Origin of the sequence: Wolbachia endosymbiont (group A) of Andrena fulva (genome assembly GCF_964026815.1) — a bacterium.
GTDB classification, from domain to species: domain Bacteria; phylum Pseudomonadota; class Alphaproteobacteria; order Rickettsiales; family Anaplasmataceae; genus Wolbachia; species Wolbachia pipientis.
In genome coordinates this window covers 524,154-542,581 of record NZ_OZ034701.1, presented here as the reverse complement: position 1 = coordinate 542,581, position 18,428 = coordinate 524,154, and the positions used below count along the sequence as shown (strand labels likewise).

Sequence of the window (18,428 nt, the reverse complement as noted above, 5' to 3'; positions counted from 1 at the left end):
AGTAGCTGAATCTCGAGTCGATTGCTATATTATATTTACGTATTGTAATATTTATCAATAATGGATCACGTTACAACAAAAGACACAACAGTAACTAAGGCAACGATAGCTGGAGATATAAACCAAGAAATAGGATTATCAAAGGAAGACTCTGTTTCGATAATAGATGATATATTGGACGAAATAAAGACAAGCTTGGTAAAGGATGGAATAGTAAAAATATCGTCATTTGGAACATTCTTGGTTAAGAAAAAGAAGGAAAGACCAGGAAATATACCAAATACATCGGAGAAAGTGATGATTCAGGCAAGAAATTCAGTTTCTTTTAGGCCTTCAAAAATTATAAAAAAATCAATCAATAATTAATGAACAAGGAAAAATTATTTTATACGATTGGGGAAGTAGCTGAAGAGCTACATTTGGAACAGCATGTTTTGAGATTTTGGGAAGGTCAATTTCATCAAATTAAGCCTACAAAGCGTAAAGGAAGAAGGCTATATGATCGTAAGTGTATAGAGGCCATAAAGAAAGTAAAATACATGCTATATGATAAAGGATATACAATAAAAGGAGTGCAAAAAGAATTTGGTAATGATATAAAAGTCACAAAGAATTTGTTGCAAGAACTCACCGATTTGAGGGACTATTTAACTAGTAAAATAAATAACGAGGAAAGTAACAAGCAGGCGTGAAACACTACGTCTCGCTAAAATTTTGGAGTTTTGTGAGAGTTTAAAATGTGGCATATAGCCTCATTTCTTATGTTATTAGCAATATTAATAGGCTGTGGCCTGCAAAAACCTGCACCTGTGCTGCTTAAAGGCGAAGAATTTTACGGAAAAAGAGATCTGGAATATACAAGAGAGTACCATTTAATTAGGGAGCCTTCAGTGCAAAAAGAAAGTAGAAAAGCCATCATAAATAGGATATACAAAGATAACAATAATACACAAAATGTGGGGGTAAATTGTAAATTTGTAATGCCAGTTAAAGGTTCAGCTACCTCTTCTGATGAAATGTGTAAGGATGGCATAAAAATTGCTGCTCAAAATGGAACGAACGTAGTTTCCTCTGCACCAGGCAAAGTGATATATGTAGGCAAAGGGCTGAGATGGTATGGGAATTTAATTATAGTGGAACACAAAGATAATTACATGACTGTGTACTCCTATTTAAAAAACATACATGTTGAAATTGGCGATAAAGTAAAGCAAGGTCAAGTAATTGGATCTGCAGGTAAATCAAGCACACAAGATAAAGATCCACAGATGTGTTTCACAATACGACATAATGGCCAAGCGGTTGATCCTTTGATGCATATGAGCTGTAATTGAATTTGGATTTATATGAAATATGATTTTAAAAGTGTTGAAAAATTTTATCAAGATAAATGGGATTTTTCTGTAAGCAAGAGTGGTAAACAAGAAAAGTGTTACGTGTTGGAAATGTTTCCATATCCATCTGGTAAAATTCATATGGGACACTTACGTAACTATGCAATAGGGGATGTGATAGCGCGTTACAAGAGAGCTAATGGATTTGAGGTTTTGCATCCAATTGGCTGGGATGCGTTTGGATTACCAGCTGAGAATGCAGCAAGGGATAACAATATTAGCCCCGAAACATGGACAAAAGAGAATATAGATAATATGCGTACACAGTTGAAATCTATAGGTCTTTCTTATAATTGGGAGCGTGAACTCTCCACATGTGAGCCTGATTATTACAAACACGAACAAAAATTTTTCCTGGATTTTTTAAAGCATGGGCTTGCCTATCGAAAAGAATCATGGGTTAACTGGGATCCAGTGGACCAAACAGTGCTTGCAAATGAACAGGTGGTTGATGGAAAAGGATGGCGATCAGGTGCAGTTGTTGAAAAACGTAAGTTGTCCCAATGGTTTTTAAAGATTACTGATTTCGCTGAAGATTTACTCAAGTGCCTGCAAAGTTTGAAAAATTGGCCAGAAAAAGTCAAAACAATGCAGGAGCGTTGGATAGGAAAATCTGAAGGAGCAACTATAGAGTTTGAAGTAGTTGGCCTGAATAAGAAATTAAAAGTTTTTACAACTTATCCTCATACTTTGTTTGGGGCTTCTTTTTGTGCAGTGGCAGCAGAGCATCCTATTGTGCAGGATTTAAAGAATGGTTCTTCTGTTGTCATCCCAGTGCTTGACACTGGGATCCAGGAAATAAAATCGAAAAGAGAGAACGATGAAAAAATAGGAGTTTACACCGGATTAAACGTCAAACATCCATTTCTTGATAAGGAATTGCCGCTTTACATAGCGAATTTTGTGTTGATGGAATATGGGGAAGGCGCGATTTTTGGTTGCCCTGCACATGATCAGCGTGACTTTGAATTTGCACAGAAATATAATTTGCCGATAATTCCCGTTATTTCTTCAGCCCACTTAGGTGTCATTCCAGCGCGTGACCAGAATTCTTACAATGGATCCCAGTGTCAAGCTACTCAGATGACAAAGGAGGCGTATACTGGAGACGGGACAATGTTTAACTCCGAATTCTTAAACGGATTAATGGTTAGTGAAGCAAAGGAAGCCATAGTTAAAAAATTTGAAGAAAAAAAAATAGGCAAAAAAACAATAAACTATCGTTTGCACGATTGGGGAGTTTCAAGGCAGCGTTATTGGGGATGCCCTATACCTATCATATATTGCAAAGATTGCGGAACTGTTCCAGTGCCAGAAAAAGACCTTCCTGTAGTTCTACCAATAGATGTAGAATTTACAAGTGGTGGCAATCCGCTGGATAAGCACCCAACTTGGAAATTTGTTGATTGTCCAAAGTGCGGAAAGCAAGCAGAGCGTGAAACTGATACATTCGACACCTTTTTTGAATCTTCCTGGTATTTTGCTGCATTCTGTAGTGAAGATAAATCAATAGACAAAGATGCATGTAATCGTTTTATGCCTGTTGATTATTATATAGGTGGGATAGAACATGCAATTCTGCATTTGCTTTATTCAAGATTTTTCTGCCGTGCTTTAACCAAATGTGGCTATTTTGATATTAAAGAGCCTTTCTCTACTTTAATCACTCAAGGAATGGTCTGCCATGCAACTTATAAAGACGAAAATGGTAAGTGGCTATTTCCCGCAGAAGCAAAAGAATTAATAGCGCGAGGTGCAAAAGTTCAAGTGGGCAAAGTTGAAAAAATGAGCAAATCGAAAAAGAATACAGTTGACCCAAACTTTATCATAGAAAAGTATGGTGCTGATACTGCTCGCTTGTTTGTGTTGTCCGACACTCCTCCGGAGAAAGATATGGAATGGTCCGATGATGGCGTGGAAGGTTGTTCTCGTTATGTAAATAAATTGTGGCGTATGGTCATGCAGCTAAGACCTGTAAATATACACTATGATAATGAAAATGTTACGGGTGGACTTCTAGAGTACAGAAAAAAAATTCATAAACTCTTACACGGACTTACAGATGACTTGGAAAACTGCAGATTAAACTGTGTAGTGGCAAAATTTCGTGAGATGACGAATTTAATAGCTGAAATAGACGTAAAAACTGGAAAATCTCTTATTGATGAAGGTATATGTATATTAATCAGAGTAATCGAACCATTCATACCACATCTAGCTGAAAGCCTATGGCAAGAAATAGGAGGTCAACCTTGGCCAAGAGCTGATGAATCATTATTAGTTGACGATACGGTAACTATAGCAGTGCAAATCAATGGAAAATTACGTACAACAATCAAGGTGGCAATTAACTTACCTCAAGAAGAATTGAAGAAAATAGCGATAGACTCTGTGTCCAGTAAGATCGATCAAAGCAAAGTTCGCACTGTATATGCTGTACCAAATAAGATAGTAAATATAGTTATATAAAAGACCTGAGTAGTACGTTTTATATAATCTGATTTTATGGCTATACTTTTTTTGACATGTAGTTATATCTTTTTTAATATAAAGGATATATACTTATGCATTATATATTTTTTTGTATGAGGAGTTATATGAAAATAAAGAGATTGTGCGTTTTGGCTGTGTTGCTTACTTCATCTCTAGCAGGTGCAGCTAGTAATAGTGCAAGTAAGTCAGAAGATAAGTACTATGCAGGTTTAAACTTTGGTGCTGGTTGGGGTGGTGGCTTTAAAATGAAACCTGGTGTTGTTCTTGGTTACCATTATGACCAAAACTCTAAATTTGAACTTGAGGTTCTCAGTAATATTAAGTCATTAAAGAGCATAGGAGCTAGCTTATTGGCAAACTACCGCTTCTATCCTGACCTTGATATTGATCCCGTTAAACTATATGTCAGCGGAGGTTTAGGAGGATATCTCCAAATAACACCTTTTGGCTTTGGTGTTAGTGATACAGTTGATGGTGATGGCGATAGTTCACAAGAAGAAAAAGAAAAGGAAGAAGAAACACAAGGTGCTCCAGAATCAGGTGGTGAAGCTGCTGGTTCATCTGTAGTAGATAAAATACTGAGTTCTATTTCCTATAAACTAAAGTTAGGTGTTGATTATGAAATTACTCCGCAGATAATTGGTGCAGTTGGTATGACCATGGGTGGGCAACTAAGTGGTATAAAAGCAAAACAAATACCAGATGCAACTCTAGAGATAGGGGTACGTTATAATTTTTAATGCTGCTACTTAGTTCATAAAGGTAGAGACGATGTTGAGGATGAAATAAACAGCATTAAAAAAAATCCGAAAACGTATTTTCGAATATGGTTTTGAACGCTAGCTATAGATTAGAAAAATAACAAGAAAAAGGGTAAACATACTGTAATTGCTGTTGAATGATGGAGTCCATTATTTTAGCACGAAGTAACGAATTCAGTAGAATAAGTTCTTCAAAAATAATTTAAACTTTTATTAGTAGGAGCAGTCTCATGGAATATTATAGCGATCTCACTAAAAGAAACTTTTATAAGTATCGTTGATGAGAAAGGAAAAATTGTTAAGGAAGAAGTTGTTGCAAGAGAAAGTAAGGCAATAGCTGAATTTTTTCTTGGTCAAGGCAAAAATGACCTTACCCAGAAAAAGTGGAGAGAAAGTTTGGAATGTTTTTTACAAAAAGAATGATGCATCAAATTGTTCTGGAATGCAATAGTTAATAGTGACGTTGTTTGTTATAAAAAATTTCTATGTATTCAAATATTGCAGTTCTAGTTTGTTGAGCAGGGTGTTGTGAAGTATCAATAAGTATTTCTCTTTTCAATGAGCTAAAGAAGCTTTCTGCAACAGAATTGTCGTAACAACAGCCTTTATTACTCATCTATATTCTTTACAGCTAAGAGATATTGATACCCTTGCGCAGTATATTGTGAACCTTGGTTACTGTGCAGCAGTAGATTTTTAACAGGTTTACGCCTATTAATGGCCATTAATAAAGAGTTCATAACCAATTGTTTATTTATTGCACTACTCATTAACTACCATACGTGAGAATTATTGCTGCCAAATATAGCCATCCCTCCTTGGTTTTGATGTAAGTAATCCCATACTTTATTTGGTTGATCAACAATAAAGTTTTGATCTAGTATATTGGGAGCTACAGCTCTATTATCTGTTTGTTGTTTTTTAATTTTAAACTTTCTTCTCAGTATAGCCCTGATGTCATTTTTCTGCATAATACTTTGCACCGTTTTCAAATTGCAACTTTTACCCAAAGCCTTCAATTCAGCATGAATTTTAGGAGCTCCATATCTACATTTAGAAACTTGATATATTTTTTGAATAGCTTCGAGTAGCTCTTTATTTGCTGATTCTCTACTGCTTATTTTTCTTGTAGTCCACTTATAGTAGCCACTAGCAGAAAATCCTACATAATTCCTGTACTTTATAGCAGTTACTATATAAAAAAATATTTTACTCTTTTTGACTGGCCAGGGCTTTTTTTTAAATGTCTCTTTCCCTTATTACTCTTGCTTTGTAAATCAAACCTCTCTTTGTCGTAAGGAGCCATGTTACCTCTACCTGGAAATGCATCTGCTGCCGACTTTTTTTCGTTGTGTTTCTTTATCCATTTTCCTAATAAACCACCCTTTATTCCTAAATCCTTTGCTATTTTTGTAATTGTTTGACCTGCCTTTCTTTGTTCATTTGCCAGTTTAACAGCTTCCAATTTGAATTCTGCTGTATATTCTCTTACCATTTCTAATCCTCCAAAATTTTATTTTACCCAAAAAAACTCTTTTCTTTCTCTCCACTTTTTCTGGGTAAGGTCAAACAATGACTATGCAAAAAACCTAATAACATGTATAATCTATAAATAATTTCTGAGGTAGATTGTGAAACTAGGTGTTAATATCGATCACGTTGCAACCCTCCGCAACGCACGCGGAACTTCTTATCCAGATCCATTGAAAGCAGCAGAAATAGCCATTGACGCTGGAGCAGACTTTATTACTGTACACTTACGAGAAGATAGAAGGCATATTAGAGATGAAGACGTATTTAACCTAAAAAAAAGCATTAGCACTGAGTTAAATCTTGAAATTGCAGCCACGGAAGAAATGCTTGAAATAGCAAAAAAGGTAAAACCCTATTCGATTAGTATAGTACCAGAAAAAAGAGAAGAATTAACAACCGAAGGTGGCCTGGATATCGTGAATATGCACAGTAAACTTTCTAGTATAATAGAGGAAATGCATAGCTCTAGCATAAAAGTCTCACTGTTTATCGATCCAAATATTGATCAACTAAAATATCTTGAAAAGCTAGGGACAAAACCTGACATAATAGAAATTCACACAGGGGATTACTGTGATAATCCATCAGAAAAAAAGTTACAGTTAATTACTAATGCTGCAGAGTACGTCAATAAATTAGGAATAGAATGCCACGCAGGACATGGCATAACTTATAAACACGCTAAGAAGATGACAAGAATACCTCACATCTCAGCTCTTAACATAGGCCACTATTTAATTAGCGAAGCTGTATTTTACGGCTTACACAGCGTAGTAAAAACAATGAAAATGACAATGTCTAACTAACTGCTGCTTTTTCCTTCTCATTTAAAATACTTAAAAGAGTTTGGCTTGCTTTAAATTTTACCCTTGTCTTTTTAGGAACAGTCATGATCTCACCACTTTGGGGGTTACGACATTGTTTTTCCTGACTGATAGCAGTAGCAAATGTTCCTATTCCATGCAAACGTATTTCACCTTTCCCATGCAGCTCATTCTTTATTATTTTGATAAACGCATCATGAATCTTGCTCAAATCAGATTTTGTTATATCTATATTCTGACTAGAACAATCTTCCTTTAATTGTTTTATTATATCTTCTTTACTCATAAATTACCTTAATATTGAAAAAATCACATAAATAGCATATTATGTTGACACCGATAGTCAACTAAATTCATCACAAAAATAGAGGATATCATACATTTTTGCAAATATTTGTATAATACTTACAAAAAAACACCCCTATAAAATAACTATCTCTTAGAAAATTGACACTTTTTCCGAGCTTTATGTTGACCATATTTCTTACGTTCAACAACACGTGAATCTCTAGTTAAGAACTCACCATTACGTAGTATAGAATGCAAATCTTGGCTTACACTACTTAAAGCTCTGCTTATTCCATGAGCTAGAGCACCTGCTTGACCAGATAGCCCTCCACCTTTTACAGTTGCAAATACATCGTATTTATCCAATGTGGAAGTTGCAACAAATGGCATTTTTACTATTTGGCACACTGACTCTCTTTTAAAATAAGAAATTAGATCGCCTTTTTTGTTAACACTAAATTTTCCACTCCCCGGCTTTATCCATACTCTTGCTACAGATTCTTTTCTTCGGCCTGTAGCATATAAACGACCAAGCGAATCAACTGCTGATTTAATTGTCTTTTCTGACCAATCATTGTTATTTATTGTAGAACTCTTCATTTTTACTCCATTACTTTTTATTTTTACGATTCAAAGAGGCAAAATCTATCTTTTCAGGTTGCTGTCCTTGATGCTTATGCTCTGAACCAGAATAAACATACAAATTTTCAAAGCGTCTACGTGCCATAGGCCCATCATCAAGCATCCTTTTCACTGCCATTTCTATTACACGCTCAGGAAATTTGCCATTTAAAATATTATCTGGAGTAGTTTTCTTCAAACCACCAGAATAACCTGTATGCTTATAGTAAATTTTATCTTTAAGCTTCTTTCCGGTGAAATGCACCTTTTCTGCGTTGATAATAATTACATTATCGCCACAATCCATATGAGGTGTATACTCAGGTTTATGCTTTCCACGTAATAGTGTCGCTACAAATGCTGCAAGCCTCCCTACCACTAATCCTTCTGCATCTATGACAAACCACTTTTTATTGATTTGTTTCTCCTTTAAGAAAAAAGTCTTCATTATTTGATCCAACAATAGTAAGCTATGATATACTTAATTTCTCAATAGTGTCAACAATATTAGTTATTGATTATTAAAGTAATTTATGTTAGTAATTGAGCTGCGCAACCAATATGCATAGGAATTAGAATGTTTCGATTGATTATCACACTTGCGATCATTTTTAATACTATAAGTTGCTATGCAACCGATGTGGGAGAAGTGATAAGCAAAGCCATCAAAAATAGCTCAAAAATAAAGTCTCAATTTTACCAATATAAAAGCGCAGAAAAACACTATAAATCTTCTGGGTTAGCTGGATTTTTACCTGACATTAATTTGCAATACAATTTCGATAGTAACTTTAATCTTGATACATCTGAAAAAAAACTTACATTGCGCCAGAAATTAATCGATGGCGGTGGTACCTTTGCCACATTCAGTCGATCAAGCCATCTTCTCAAAGCAGAAAAGATGCGATTTCAGCAATTAAAACAAGAGCTTGCACTTAATGCTGTGAACGCATATGTTAATGTTTTACAAAAGACAGAAATATTAAAGCTCAGAGAACATAAAGAACGCGTTTCTTTGGAACATTTGTCAGCTATGAAAAAACGCTTTTCCCTTGGAGAGGTAACCAATGCTGAAGTTTTGTTAGCAAAAGCAAAATTTTCGTCTTCTATATCCGAAAGAGTTGATGCTGAAGGTAAATTAAAGTTGGTAAATATTGCTTATTATCATTTGATTGGCGAAGATGCTGATGACCTTTCTGAAGCTAATGATAAACTACCTTCTGTTCCAGAGCTAAATGAATGTTTACAGTTAGCAAAAACCAATAATTTATCTCTAAAAGCAGCAGTTTATCAAAAAAGAGCAGCCGGAATGGAAGTGATTGCTGAAAGCTCCAAGTGGCTTCCTTCTTTAAATCTAAGCGCAAGCAAAAATTTTGGGGAGGATGGTATGAAGGTAGACAAACTATTAGAAAATGTTCATGTAGTTTTTACTCTTGATGTTCCAATCTTTAAGAGAGGAGTTAATGCTTTTGGTGTCAGTAAAGCTAAAATGGATGCAAAAAAATCTACCTACGATTATTATGAAACGGTAAAAAATATAGAACAAGCAGTTGTAAATGCTTGGAATAATGTGTTGACAGCAAAGGCCATTATCAAAGCAAGTCAAGAAGCGGAAAAAGCAGCAGCTCTAGCATTGGAAGGAGTTGAGCAAGAAGTAAACTTAAATTTAAAGAATACATCTGACCTTTTGGACACTGAAGATGCATTATTTAAAGCACGTTCAGACTTAGTTGAAGCAAAAAGCAATTATGTGATTAGTGTTTACAACTTGCTTTTTATGATAAATAGTATAGACCTCTAAATTTAATGGTATTAGCACTATGCATGATGAACAAGGCAATCAATCTGTAAAAGATATCCTAGAAGATATAAAAAAAGCTATATCGGGTAAAAACGCGAGTAACGATAAAGCAGAAATAAAGGATGAAAATGATGATGTGCTATACCTTGAGGAAGAGTATCCAGAAGAAATAGAAGAAGATGGCAAAAAAGAAAATAATGAAAAAGAGGACATTGATAATGATGACCAAAGTGAGGAAATGGCTTGCAACAATAACCAATTTAATGGCCATAGCTACAATTCAGAAGAAAAAAAAGATATTTATTTGTACGATAATATCCAAATGAGTAATAACAAAGCGAGTAATAGCGGCTTACAAGCGCAAAATAACGATCATCTAATTTTAAAAGAGAATATGGAAGAGATCAAAGCGTTGCTTGGAAAAATGCAAAACGAATTACAGCATAAACAACAAAAAAAAGCGAACCTTACTGTTGAAGAATTAGTTACATCTCTTTTAAAACCTCAGCTCTCAGAATGGCTGAATAAATATCTACATGCACTGGTAAAAGAAGTAGTTGAAAAAGAGCTTAAAGATATAATCAATAATAAGTAGGGTATTAGCAATAAAAACTAGAGTAAAGACGGCTAGAGGCAGAAAACTATCTTCAACAAGGTGGCTACATCGTCATTTGAATGATCAGTATGTGCAAAAAACTAGCAAGGATGGTTATAGGTCACGCTCAGCATATAAGCTGGTAGAAATGGATAACAAATTTAAATTATTCCAAGAAGGGCAAAAAATTATTGATCTTGGTGCTTCTCCTGGTGGATGGTCACAAGTTGCATCTCAGAAAGGTGCAAATGTGGTTGCTCTTGACATAAAACCAATGAACGCAATTAATGGAGTAGAGTTTATACAATGTGATATTATCAATGAGTTTGAAATTTTAAGAGAAAAATTCAAGGATCAAAAATTTGATGTAATTTTATCTGACATGGCCCCCGAATCTTGTGGTTTAAAATCGTTGGATCATATCAGAATTATGCTTTTATGCGAAGCAGCGCTCAATTTTGCAAAGCATTTCTTGAGTCATGGTGGCACGTTTGTAGTAAAAATTTTCCAAGGAGAATCTGATAAAGATTTTTGTAACGAGCTAAAAAAAATGTTTAAAACAGTAAAATACTTTAAACCAAAGTCAAGTAGATCTGAATCTACAGAAATGTATTTGGTAAGTTTAGGCTTTATTGGCAGCAGACTTTCTATATAATATTAATCTAGGTAGTCCGCAGAAACAAAAAACTTACTTGACAAACTCCGCCAGCCCCCTTATCATGAAACTGAAGCTATTGTATTTGCTTTCGCCAATCTGCAGATTAAAAGGTAAGGATTACTTAATGTATCGGCGTCTTATGTTCAATTTTTTGCAGTATATAGATACTGTATGTCTTTACAAAACTTCATCTACATCTAGATTTTTATCTAAATAAGCTGAACGCGCTTATAAAGCGTTACAAGACATCAAAAAATGCCAATACTCGACAGAGATAGTAAAAGACTAGCTAACTCGGGGATTCTTTGTCTTTTTTTCTGCTTAGTAAATTTCTTAAACGTTTGCAGCGTAAGTTAGTTGCAATTAAAAGCAGCTGAATTTCGCTTGTCAAGCGTTTAAAACATAAAAAACGCCAATATTTTAAAGCGGATAATAACCACGGGGCTTCTTTTGCCTTTTTTTTCATTTGGTAAATTTCTTAATGTTTATAGCTAAACGACAACCGTCATCCCGCTACGTGTTAGCGGCTAAGAGATACCGCGGCGGTATGACGGTTCACGGTGGCATCTCGTCATCCCGCTACTTGTTAGCGGGATCTAGAGATACCGAGGCGGTATGACGTAGGACTGCTGTGACACCATTATAGAGTGAACCAGTGTCAGCTACTTGCATAGAAAATGTTTATGACTAATTTTTAGATCAAACATGGAATTTCGACAAACTTAACTTTTTTGTGAGATGGTTCAGCAATAATAAATAAATTAGGTGTAAAAGTTATGGCAATAGAAAAGGAAAAGTTTTTTGAAATAATATGCAATGTGAGTGAGAGTAAAGATTTGAATGAGGATAATTTGCTCCAAAAAATAAAAGATGAGTTATGTAAAAAAGATTATGCAGAATACGACAAGTTTAAACGTAATTTTAGTAAGGAGCATCAATTCAGTATAAAAATTTCAGACAAAATAGAAGATTGGACATTATTACATCTTGCTGCGGCATGTAACAATTTATTGACAGTAGAACTTCTACTAGAAAAGAAAGTAAGTGTTAACGCTCGAGTGAAAGATGGATCTAAAGATGGTGGACTAACTGCTTTGCACATTGCTTCTTCTTATGGCCATGAAAACATAATAGAGCTGTTACTAAGTGATAATCGAGTTAATCCTTCATTGAAAAGCAAAAATATGACTCCAAGAGAGATGGTTGGTGATGTGCCAAATAGGGATACTATAATAAAAATGTTAGAGGCAGCAGAAAAAAGTTATCGTACAAAGCCTAAGGAAAACGCAAAAGATCTTAATATAAAGATTGAAGGAGAAGGTCACTACCATTTATTGCAGGACAGTCATGGAACTCCGGCAAAAACTGTGAAAAAAAGAAGTAATGCAGCTGCTGCACCAGCAAATGTTATAAGTCCTTATTTGAAACAACACGATGCTACACGTAATGATAAACAGACTTCTGTTACGGGTGAAAGTAGTGACAGTACAGCAGATGAGCAATGCCTACGTGTTAGTGTTAAGAATATGGTAGAAAAAATTGAGTCATCGAAAAAAACAAATGCTACATATAGTGATAAACGGATTCTTACTGATGAAAGTGATAGTGAGGACAGCGGTCTAGAATTAGGACTTGAGACTGCATCTAATACCTCTTCCCGTTCCGAAATAAATCATGATGGGGCAAATCATGTTGAGGAAAATGTTGATAATCAGACTCTAGAAAACGCACTGCGATCTCAAAAGGAAGAGAATCAATCACTAAAACAACAAATACAAGATCTAGAAAGTAAAAACACAACACTTGAGGGTGGACTAGGAAAAGCGCAAAAGGAACTAACAGAATTGAGAAATTGTGTCACTGAACATGAGACTAAATTGGAAGTACTGGAGAAACTCAATGAAGAGAATGAATCACTAGAACAAAAAATACAAGATCTAGAAAGTGAAAAAGCAACGCTTAAGGATAAATTAGACAAAACAGAAAGTCAGTATTCTAAAGCAGAAGTGTTGTTAGAAAAAGCGCAAAAGGAACTAGAAGAATCAAAAAGTTGTATAGCTAGACATGAGACTAAGTTGAAACAATTCAATAAAGAGAATGAATCACTGACACAAAAAATAAAAAGTCTGGAGAATGAAAACACACCACTTGAGGGTGAACTGGGCAAAACTAAAACAAATGAAGTGTCACTAGAAAAAGTAGGAAAAAGACAATTTTCCCCAAAAGTTGCCTACGCGAGCCTTGCAGCTATGTTAGCAGTAGGTGCTGCTCTTAGTATTGCTTCCGGATTGTCTGCTCTATTAATAGTTGCAGCTTCTGTGGTATCTGCACTGATAGCCGGTGGCATTACATACACAATATCAAAACCCATCGCTCCTGACACTGAATTGAAAGAAGTGGATATTCAAGGTTCAGCACAACGGTGTTTGTAAAACTTAGCACCCACAGCTGCACGAACATTGTCCCAGGAGGTAATGTTCGTACAGTTATGTGTCAGCTACTTGCATGACACCCTGGCAATCGTCATCCCGCAGCGGGATCTAGAGATACCGTGACGGTATGACGGTCCGCTACGTGCTAGCGGATGAGATACCGCGGCGGTATGACGGTTAATTGTTCCGCGCGGGATGACAGGAAAAGGAGGCTACTTGCATGACGAGCTGGGATAACACCTATAGCCCTAGCGCGTAAAAGTATTTGCAAGTTACACAGTAGTGTGAATTTTTTACTTTGGTAGTTTTTTTATTACAGTTATAATCATAAAAGTAGTTGAGTTTAATTGATATGAAAACTTTTACGAAAAATTTTAAAAATAACGAAAAAAAGCTAGAGGAGTTTAATAAGGAAATTGAAGATATAACAACTATAGCTCAAGATAAATTTGCACATGAACTTGAAAATATCGCATATGACAGTGTGCAAAAATTTCGCAGTCTGCTTGCTAAAGAGTTAAACTCCACCTTTAATAATATTCATTCTCAAAATGTCAATCTACTAAAATCTAGCCTAGTTGAATACGCTATAAGTTCAAATTTTATCAATAAAAAAGGAGAAACAGCTTTAATACGTTCTCTTTTCAATATATTCATACGATAAAGCACTCAGAGTTGTTGCTGCGCCAATTTAATTTAATGTTGAATGCAAGCTGCATAGCTAAAGTAAGTAAGATTTGCCCCACGCTGTCACGAGGTAAACCTTACTTATTCTAGCTATATCAAAAAGGAGGGTTATTATGTCAATAAGATCTACTTCACCAAGAATATCTGTGCAACGTAAATCTAAGCCTGAATCTTTTCCAGTTACTTTAGAAGAGGTTAAATCTTTTTTACGCATTGAGAACGACCAGGATGATAAGTTGATTTCAGATCTAATTTTTATGGCAACTGATTACGCTGAATGGCATATGGAAAAGTCACTGGTGAAACAAACATGGCAAGTTTCATATGAAGATTATGTACCTCGTAGGATCTATTTAAGCTATGGCCCTGTGAGTAAGATCATACGCGTCAAGTTAAGAGATTGTGAGCAAATTTAGAGAGGTTAAAGTGGATACTCTAGCCCTTCTACGTTTGTCTTTTAATGAAAATCGCGACCAAGTTATAGTGAGTTTTTTAAGAAATACTTTTAAACTATTAATCTTGGTTAATACTAAAAATAACTCTCTAACCCGTCTTTTTAGCTCAATAAATGCCTTTGTTAAGCTAAGTTCTGTATTCTTTTTCACTTCTGTGCAACCAACTATGCCGTGAAATATAAGAATTGCGCACAATTTAGCATATAGTTCACATAATACTCTGCATGGCTTTCCTTTTAGCTTATCAAGTCTGATATGGCTTTTATACAATTTAAATAATAACTCAATTTGCCACCTTACTCTGTAAATCGTTAATACTTGCTCAGCACTAATTTTATTTTCTGGAACATTAGTTATAAATATTGACCAGTTCAACAATTTTTGATTTCTTTTAGAGGATGTATATCCCTGCGATCTTGCTAATCTATTAGCTTTCCTTCTTCTGGCTATAGACTGTTCTTCAGTTAGTTTCTGACATATAATTCTTACTCTAATTTTTGCTTCTTTTCCTAACAATACCTCGTTTTCTAAAAATAACTTATCCTCTAAACATTCTAATAACTCCATTTTTTGATTTGTTTCTACATCATATACGTTGGTATCGGATTTATAACGACTTATGAAATAAGCTCCTATTTCATTGATTTGTTTAAAAGAACTTGGCACAAAATAACCGAGATCAGATATTAGCAAATCATTGCTTGATATATTACTTAAATGTTTCCTATATCCCTGGTCTGATCTTATTCCCTCCGTTAAATTAAGTTGGTCTATTATCTGATTCATGTAATCGAAAACTAATTGTAACTTTATTCCAGACTTAGTATTGCTTTCATAGCCACTGTAGCTAGTACCATAACCTTTATACATCTCTTCCATACTGTTAGGTAGAGTAATATAGCTACTGTCCAATAATTTAACACTATTAAATTGCTGTAAGATTTTGCAATCAACTTGCAAGATATTTTTAAAGAGAACCACAGATTCATTATACATCCTTTTCATAAATTCCACTGCTTCTTCAGTAAATCTAAAATCCAAACCTTGTTTTGTTATATCTATCGAGTCCTCGTTTAGTAATTGACACATTGTTTCTACGCTACAATTATCAACTCCTATATTACCCAAGACCATGGCTTTTACGAATGATGAACCTTTTAGCTTTCTCTTTCTTTTTATAAACCTTGTTGTAATTGAGATTTTCTCTGCTTTTTCATTAAAAAATTCTTTGAGCTTTTTTGATAAGCAAGTTATTTTATTCATTGGTTCTCTCACTAAAAGTATATCTGGGAGAACTTATACCTTATTATTCTATCTCTTTCATACCTTTATTTCCTTAACTTGACGCGTATGGTGAGTAAGATAGTATTGGCTACTGCAATGATGTCTAAAAATCAAGAGAAGAGTACACTTAAGTATTATTTTAGTGGTGTAGGGGGCTACGTTGAGTTTTTCAATTGTTTGAATGCAATAAGAGTTGATGTTGTATACGAAGCTGGTTATGACAATGTTCCTGAGCAGATAAAACTAGGTATTATGCGGCATGTTTCTGCTCTTTACAAAAATCGTGAATCGGAGGTAAGTAGCCATTTATCTGAAGTGAAGAAGGTATATTCTCCATTTCGCGAACCAAAGGTTGTTTTGTAGATAAGGATGAAATATAGCTAAAGTAAATAAGACTTGCCAACGTCATACCGCGATTCATTCGCGGTATCTCTTAACATAGATCCCGCTAACAAGCAGCGGGATGACGAGTTTCTATATATCTTTCGAGGGTTAATTATGAAAAAAATTCAAGCTATAAACGAGTTGTACAGTAGCATTTATGAAGCACTAAAAGCAAACTCTGATTTAAGGAAATATGTTACTAACATTTATGACTACTTACCTAAACAGGTCACCATTCCTTACCTGAGATTGCGTGTAGTGAATTATAATAACCTGCATATGCTGTCCAATTTTGCTACAAAGGCAAGATTTTCATGCGACATATATACTTATCATATAGACAGTATGTTTGCCATTATAAGGCATATTAACTTGATACTTAAGAGCATTGAAGGTTTTAGTAGTGAGGTCATTTTAGGTGCGCCAAGAAGTGCTTGGAGAACAGTTGGTGAAAATCCAACACAAACAAAGTCTAGCCAACAGTTTGGAACAGACCACTATGTTGCATGAGGTAACGAGTGTAATAGAGCTAGTGGGATGGACAATGCAGGGCACAACGGAAGTGAAGGAGTGGAGTCCCGAAATACCTGAAGACATAGAGGTCGACATGTTCATGGCCATGGAAGACAGCATGAAGGATAACGTAAAGGCAAGTTATCACTCACTCTATCGGGATCTGAGACCGTGCCATGTATTGAAATGGACTTCAAGTGAACTTGGGAGATCCCATGCATTCCTATTAAGGTACGTTGGAACAAGTCAACAAAGGCAAGAACTAGCGGAAGATGCAGGGGAAGTCGGACTGATTGATAGTACTCAGAATGTGGGAAAGCCACGTACAAGGGGAAGCGATCAGCAATATAGTAACTGGAATAGGGATTGCTATGCCAATACAACGGAGGTAGGAATAACATGCGATATAAACTAAACCAGATAGCAGTAAGAGCAAAGCAAGATAAGCGACTAAAATTCACATCGTTAGTCCATCTGATAAATACAGAGAATCTTGCGAGATGTTATAAAGAACTGAAGCGTAACAAGGCTTGTGGAGTAGACCAGATAACAGTGGAATCATACGGAGAAAATCTGAATGAGAAACTCGAAGTGCTAGTAGAAAGTATGAAGAGGAAGCAATATCAACCACAACCAGTAAAGAGGGTATATATACCGAAAGCTGGAAGTAAAGAGAAACGCGGACTCGGAATACCATCGACCGAGGATAAATTAGTACAGATTATGCTGAAGAAGATATTAGAAAATATTTACGAGGCAAACTTTCTGGACAGCTCATATGGATTTCGACCAGGAAGAAACTGTCATCAAGCGGTAAATGCACTAGATAAAGCAGTTATGTACAAGCCAATAAACTACATTGTAGAAGTGGATATCAAGAAGTTCTACGATAATATACAGCATAAATGGCTAATGAGGTGTCTAAGGGAACGAATAACTGACCCAAATTTGCTGTGGTTAGTAAAGCGGTTTCTCAAGGCAGGGATAGTCGAAGCTGGAAATTATGAAGCAACAAAACAAGGTACACCACAAGGCGGTATAGTAAGTCCTGTATTAGCAAATATATACTTACATTATGTGTTGGATTTATGGATAGAAAAGAAATTTAAACCAAGATCCAGAGGATATATACAAGTAATAAGGTTTTGCGATGATTTTGTGGTTTGTTGCGAAAGTAAGGTAGACGCGGAAGAATTTCTGGAATTACTGAAACAAAGGCTAAATAAATTTGGGTTGGAAGTATCTGAAAACAAGACCAGAGTAGTAAAGTTTGGCAAGAGGGAGTGGCAACGAGCGATAAGAGAGAAACGAAGGACGGAAAGTTTCAATTTTCTGGGGTTTACGCACTATGGTGCAAAAAGTCGTCGTGGTAGATTAATGATGGGACATAAAACCTCTAAGTTAAATCTAGCCAGAAAACTAAAAGAAATCAAGGAGTGGTTGAAAATAGTCCGCGGAAGTATTCGACTTAAAGATTGGTGGCAAGTACTGAAGGCTAAATTAACAGGACACTATAACTACTTTGGTATTAGCGGAAATTATTGGTGTTTGAAACAATTTTACACATCAGTAAGAAAGCTAGCATTTAAATGGATAAATCGGCGTAGTCAGAAAAAGAGTATGACCTGGGAACAGTTTGTACACTACGTAGAAGTAAATCCATTACCAAAGCCAAAAATACATTTTTCTTTATATGCATAAGAGG

At 35.3% G+C, this 18,428-nt stretch carries 25 protein-coding genes; 16 read left to right on the top strand and 9 right to left on the bottom strand.

All coding sequences use genetic code 11. From position 1 onward, the window contains the following. Window positions 1–60 precede the first annotated feature (60 nt). From AAGD84_RS02730 to AAGD84_RS02710, 5 genes are all read left to right on the top strand, one after another. Window positions 61–366, top strand: coding sequence for an integration host factor subunit alpha (locus tag AAGD84_RS02730; RefSeq protein ID WP_006279881.1), 306 nt, complete (start codon window positions 61–63; stop codon window positions 364–366). Next, entirely contained in the window at window positions 366–692 is a 327-nt protein-coding gene (locus AAGD84_RS02725) for a MerR family transcriptional regulator (protein ID WP_006279880.1), read from the top strand. The genes AAGD84_RS02730 and AAGD84_RS02725 overlap by 1 nt, the downstream gene beginning before the upstream one ends. A 45-nt stretch (window positions 693–737) precedes the next feature. Next, window positions 738–1,334: a M23 family metallopeptidase gene (locus AAGD84_RS02720; protein ID WP_341818120.1), complete on the top strand. Its 597-nt coding sequence runs from the start codon at window positions 738–740 to the stop codon at window positions 1,332–1,334. A 12-nt stretch (window positions 1,335–1,346) separates the two neighbouring features. Beyond that, on the top strand, window positions 1,347–3,863 hold the full coding sequence (leuS, locus tag AAGD84_RS02715; RefSeq protein ID WP_265038331.1) for a leucine--tRNA ligase: 2,517 nt from the start codon (window positions 1,347–1,349) through the stop codon (window positions 3,861–3,863). 128 nt (window positions 3,864–3,991) lie between these two features. Further along, entirely contained in the window at window positions 3,992–4,627 is a 636-nt protein-coding gene (locus AAGD84_RS02710; RefSeq protein WP_155968855.1) for a hypothetical protein, read from the top strand. Window positions 4,628–5,099: 472 nt separating this feature from the next. On the opposite strand, the gene AAGD84_RS07510 is transcribed toward AAGD84_RS02710, so the two are convergent. From AAGD84_RS07510 to AAGD84_RS02695, 4 genes are all read right to left on the bottom strand, one after another. After that, a complete protein-coding gene (locus tag AAGD84_RS07510; RefSeq protein WP_353271907.1) occupies window positions 5,100–5,264 on the bottom strand; it encodes an IS3 family transposase in 165 nt (54 codons plus the stop codon). Continuing rightward, a complete protein-coding gene (locus tag AAGD84_RS02705) occupies window positions 5,257–5,418 on the bottom strand; it encodes a hypothetical protein (RefSeq protein WP_341818119.1) in 162 nt (53 codons plus the stop codon). The genes AAGD84_RS07510 and AAGD84_RS02705 overlap by 8 nt, the downstream gene beginning before the upstream one ends. Before the next feature lie 3 nt (window positions 5,419–5,421). After that, a complete protein-coding gene (locus AAGD84_RS02700) occupies window positions 5,422–5,718 on the bottom strand; it encodes an IS3 family transposase (RefSeq protein ID WP_094189604.1) in 297 nt (98 codons plus the stop codon). Window positions 5,719–5,840: 122 nt separating this feature from the next. Continuing rightward, window positions 5,841–6,143 carry a transposase gene (locus tag AAGD84_RS02695; RefSeq protein ID WP_081818090.1) on the bottom strand — a complete coding sequence of 101 codons (303 nt, stop codon included), beginning with the start codon at window positions 6,141–6,143 and terminating at the stop codon, window positions 5,841–5,843. Window positions 6,144–6,279: 136 nt separating this feature from the next. Between AAGD84_RS02695 and AAGD84_RS02690 the strand changes: the two genes are divergently transcribed. Continuing rightward, window positions 6,280–6,987 (top strand): pyridoxine 5'-phosphate synthase, encoded by a 708-nt coding sequence (locus AAGD84_RS02690; protein ID WP_006279877.1) that lies wholly within the window; start codon window positions 6,280–6,282, stop codon window positions 6,985–6,987. Here AAGD84_RS02690 and AAGD84_RS02685 read toward each other — a convergent pair. The 3 genes from AAGD84_RS02685 to rplM all read right to left on the bottom strand — a co-directional run bounded on the left by AAGD84_RS02685 (window position 6,980) and on the right by rplM (window position 8,362). After that, window positions 6,980–7,291, bottom strand: a complete 312-nt coding sequence (locus AAGD84_RS02685) for an HU family DNA-binding protein (protein ID WP_341818118.1) — start codon at window positions 7,289–7,291, stop codon at window positions 6,980–6,982. The two genes, AAGD84_RS02690 and AAGD84_RS02685, sit on opposite strands and share 8 nt — an antisense overlap. 146 nt (window positions 7,292–7,437) lie before the next feature. Next, entirely contained in the window at window positions 7,438–7,893 is a 456-nt protein-coding gene (gene rpsI / locus AAGD84_RS02680; RefSeq protein ID WP_006279875.1) for a 30S ribosomal protein S9, read from the bottom strand. A gap of 10 nt (window positions 7,894–7,903) precedes the next feature. After that, complete coding sequence (gene rplM, locus AAGD84_RS02675) at window positions 7,904–8,362, bottom strand: 50S ribosomal protein L13 (RefSeq protein WP_010082596.1); 459 nt, start codon at window positions 8,360–8,362, stop codon at window positions 7,904–7,906. Window positions 8,363–8,491: 129 nt separating this feature from the next. On the opposite strand from rplM, the gene AAGD84_RS02670 reads away from it, so the two are divergent. From AAGD84_RS02670 to AAGD84_RS02660, 3 genes are all read left to right on the top strand, one after another. Beyond that, window positions 8,492–9,715 (top strand): TolC family protein, encoded by a 1,224-nt coding sequence (locus tag AAGD84_RS02670; protein ID WP_341818117.1) that lies wholly within the window; start codon window positions 8,492–8,494, stop codon window positions 9,713–9,715. A 19-nt stretch (window positions 9,716–9,734) separates the two neighbouring features. Then, window positions 9,735–10,310: a PopZ family protein gene (locus AAGD84_RS02665; RefSeq protein ID WP_010082598.1), complete on the top strand. Its 576-nt coding sequence runs from the start codon at window positions 9,735–9,737 to the stop codon at window positions 10,308–10,310. A gap of 76 nt (window positions 10,311–10,386) precedes the next feature. Beyond that, entirely contained in the window at window positions 10,387–10,965 is a 579-nt protein-coding gene (locus AAGD84_RS02660; RefSeq protein ID WP_015588787.1) for an RlmE family RNA methyltransferase, read from the top strand. A gap of 292 nt (window positions 10,966–11,257) precedes the next feature. Here AAGD84_RS02660 and AAGD84_RS02655 read toward each other — a convergent pair whose 3' ends face one another. After that, entirely contained in the window at window positions 11,258–11,434 is a 177-nt protein-coding gene (locus AAGD84_RS02655) for a hypothetical protein (protein ID WP_179945715.1), read from the bottom strand. 310 nt (window positions 11,435–11,744) lie between these two features. Here AAGD84_RS02655 and AAGD84_RS02650 point away from each other — a divergent pair, with 310 nt between their 5' ends. The 3 genes from AAGD84_RS02650 to AAGD84_RS02640 all read left to right on the top strand — a co-directional run bounded on the left by AAGD84_RS02650 (window position 11,745) and on the right by AAGD84_RS02640 (window position 14,503). Beyond that, complete coding sequence (locus AAGD84_RS02650) at window positions 11,745–13,400, top strand: ankyrin repeat domain-containing protein (protein ID WP_341818116.1); 1,656 nt, start codon at window positions 11,745–11,747, stop codon at window positions 13,398–13,400. Window positions 13,401–13,752: 352 nt separating this feature from the next. Continuing rightward, a complete protein-coding gene (locus AAGD84_RS02645; protein ID WP_319803698.1) occupies window positions 13,753–14,064 on the top strand; it encodes a hypothetical protein in 312 nt (103 codons plus the stop codon). A gap of 136 nt (window positions 14,065–14,200) precedes the next feature. Further along, window positions 14,201–14,503, top strand: a complete 303-nt coding sequence (locus AAGD84_RS02640; protein WP_341817498.1) for a head-tail connector protein — start codon at window positions 14,201–14,203, stop codon at window positions 14,501–14,503. Here AAGD84_RS02640 and AAGD84_RS02635 read toward each other — a convergent pair. Beyond that, window positions 14,480–15,805, bottom strand: coding sequence for an IS4 family transposase (locus AAGD84_RS02635; protein ID WP_341817859.1), 1,326 nt, complete (start codon window positions 15,803–15,805; stop codon window positions 14,480–14,482). The two genes, AAGD84_RS02640 and AAGD84_RS02635, sit on opposite strands and share 24 nt — an antisense overlap. Window positions 15,806–15,892: 87 nt before the next feature. On the opposite strand from AAGD84_RS02635, the gene AAGD84_RS02630 reads away from it, so the two are divergent. From AAGD84_RS02630 to ltrA, 4 genes are all read left to right on the top strand, one after another. After that, window positions 15,893–16,189: a head-tail connector protein gene (locus AAGD84_RS02630; protein ID WP_341818115.1), complete on the top strand. Its 297-nt coding sequence runs from the start codon at window positions 15,893–15,895 to the stop codon at window positions 16,187–16,189. 135 nt (window positions 16,190–16,324) lie between these two features. Beyond that, window positions 16,325–16,720, top strand: a complete 396-nt coding sequence (locus tag AAGD84_RS02625) for a DUF3168 domain-containing protein (protein ID WP_341818114.1) — start codon at window positions 16,325–16,327, stop codon at window positions 16,718–16,720. Then, on the top strand, window positions 16,629–17,138 hold the full coding sequence (locus tag AAGD84_RS02620) for a hypothetical protein (RefSeq protein ID WP_341817816.1): 510 nt from the start codon (window positions 16,629–16,631) through the stop codon (window positions 17,136–17,138). Before AAGD84_RS02625 ends, AAGD84_RS02620 begins: the two co-directional genes overlap by 92 nt. Further along, window positions 17,123–18,424: a group II intron reverse transcriptase/maturase gene (gene ltrA / locus AAGD84_RS02615; RefSeq protein WP_338476458.1), complete on the top strand. Its 1,302-nt coding sequence runs from the start codon at window positions 17,123–17,125 to the stop codon at window positions 18,422–18,424. The genes AAGD84_RS02620 and ltrA overlap by 16 nt, the downstream gene beginning before the upstream one ends. Window positions 18,425–18,428: the final 4 nt, after the last annotated feature.

Coding starts and splice junctions, on each gene's coding strand:
- AAGD84_RS02710 (WP_155968855.1), top strand. CDS start 3,992: ATGAAAATAAAGAGATTGTGCGTTTTGGCTGTGTTGCTTACTTCATCT.
- AAGD84_RS02665 (WP_010082598.1), top strand. CDS start 9,735: ATGCATGATGAACAAGGCAATCAATCTGTAAAAGATATCCTAGAAGAT.
- AAGD84_RS02625 (WP_341818114.1), top strand. CDS start 16,325: ATGAAAAAAATTCAAGCTATAAACGAGTTGTACAGTAGCATTTATGAA.
- AAGD84_RS02655 (WP_179945715.1), bottom strand. CDS start 11,434: ATGAAAAAAAAGGCAAAAGAAGCCCCGTGGTTATTATCCGCTTTAAAA.
- rpsI (WP_006279875.1), bottom strand. CDS start 7,893: ATGAAGAGTTCTACAATAAATAACAATGATTGGTCAGAAAAGACAATT.
- AAGD84_RS02630 (WP_341818115.1), top strand. CDS start 15,893: ATGGTGAGTAAGATAGTATTGGCTACTGCAATGATGTCTAAAAATCAA.
- AAGD84_RS02720 (WP_341818120.1), top strand. CDS start 738: ATGTGGCATATAGCCTCATTTCTTATGTTATTAGCAATATTAATAGGC.
- rplM (WP_010082596.1), bottom strand. CDS start 8,362: ATGAAGACTTTTTTCTTAAAGGAGAAACAAATCAATAAAAAGTGGTTT.
- AAGD84_RS02645 (WP_319803698.1), top strand. CDS start 13,753: ATGAAAACTTTTACGAAAAATTTTAAAAATAACGAAAAAAAGCTAGAG.
- AAGD84_RS02640 (WP_341817498.1), top strand. CDS start 14,201: ATGTCAATAAGATCTACTTCACCAAGAATATCTGTGCAACGTAAATCT.
- AAGD84_RS07510 (WP_353271907.1), bottom strand. CDS start 5,264: ATGAGTAATAAAGGCTGTTGTTACGACAATTCTGTTGCAGAAAGCTTC.
- AAGD84_RS02650 (WP_341818116.1), top strand. CDS start 11,745: ATGGCAATAGAAAAGGAAAAGTTTTTTGAAATAATATGCAATGTGAGT.
- ltrA (WP_338476458.1), top strand. CDS start 17,123: ATGCGATATAAACTAAACCAGATAGCAGTAAGAGCAAAGCAAGATAAG.
- AAGD84_RS02705 (WP_341818119.1), bottom strand. CDS start 5,418: ATGAGTAGTGCAATAAATAAACAATTGGTTATGAACTCTTTATTAATG.
- AAGD84_RS02685 (WP_341818118.1), bottom strand. CDS start 7,291: ATGAGTAAAGAAGATATAATAAAACAATTAAAGGAAGATTGTTCTAGT.
- AAGD84_RS02695 (WP_081818090.1), bottom strand. CDS start 6,143: ATGGTAAGAGAATATACAGCAGAATTCAAATTGGAAGCTGTTAAACTG.
- AAGD84_RS02730 (WP_006279881.1), top strand. CDS start 61: ATGGATCACGTTACAACAAAAGACACAACAGTAACTAAGGCAACGATA.
- AAGD84_RS02635 (WP_341817859.1), bottom strand. CDS start 15,805: ATGAATAAAATAACTTGCTTATCAAAAAAGCTCAAAGAATTTTTTAAT.
- AAGD84_RS02670 (WP_341818117.1), top strand. CDS start 8,492: ATGTTTCGATTGATTATCACACTTGCGATCATTTTTAATACTATAAGT.
- leuS (WP_265038331.1), top strand. CDS start 1,347: ATGAAATATGATTTTAAAAGTGTTGAAAAATTTTATCAAGATAAATGG.
- AAGD84_RS02725 (WP_006279880.1), top strand. CDS start 366: ATGAACAAGGAAAAATTATTTTATACGATTGGGGAAGTAGCTGAAGAG.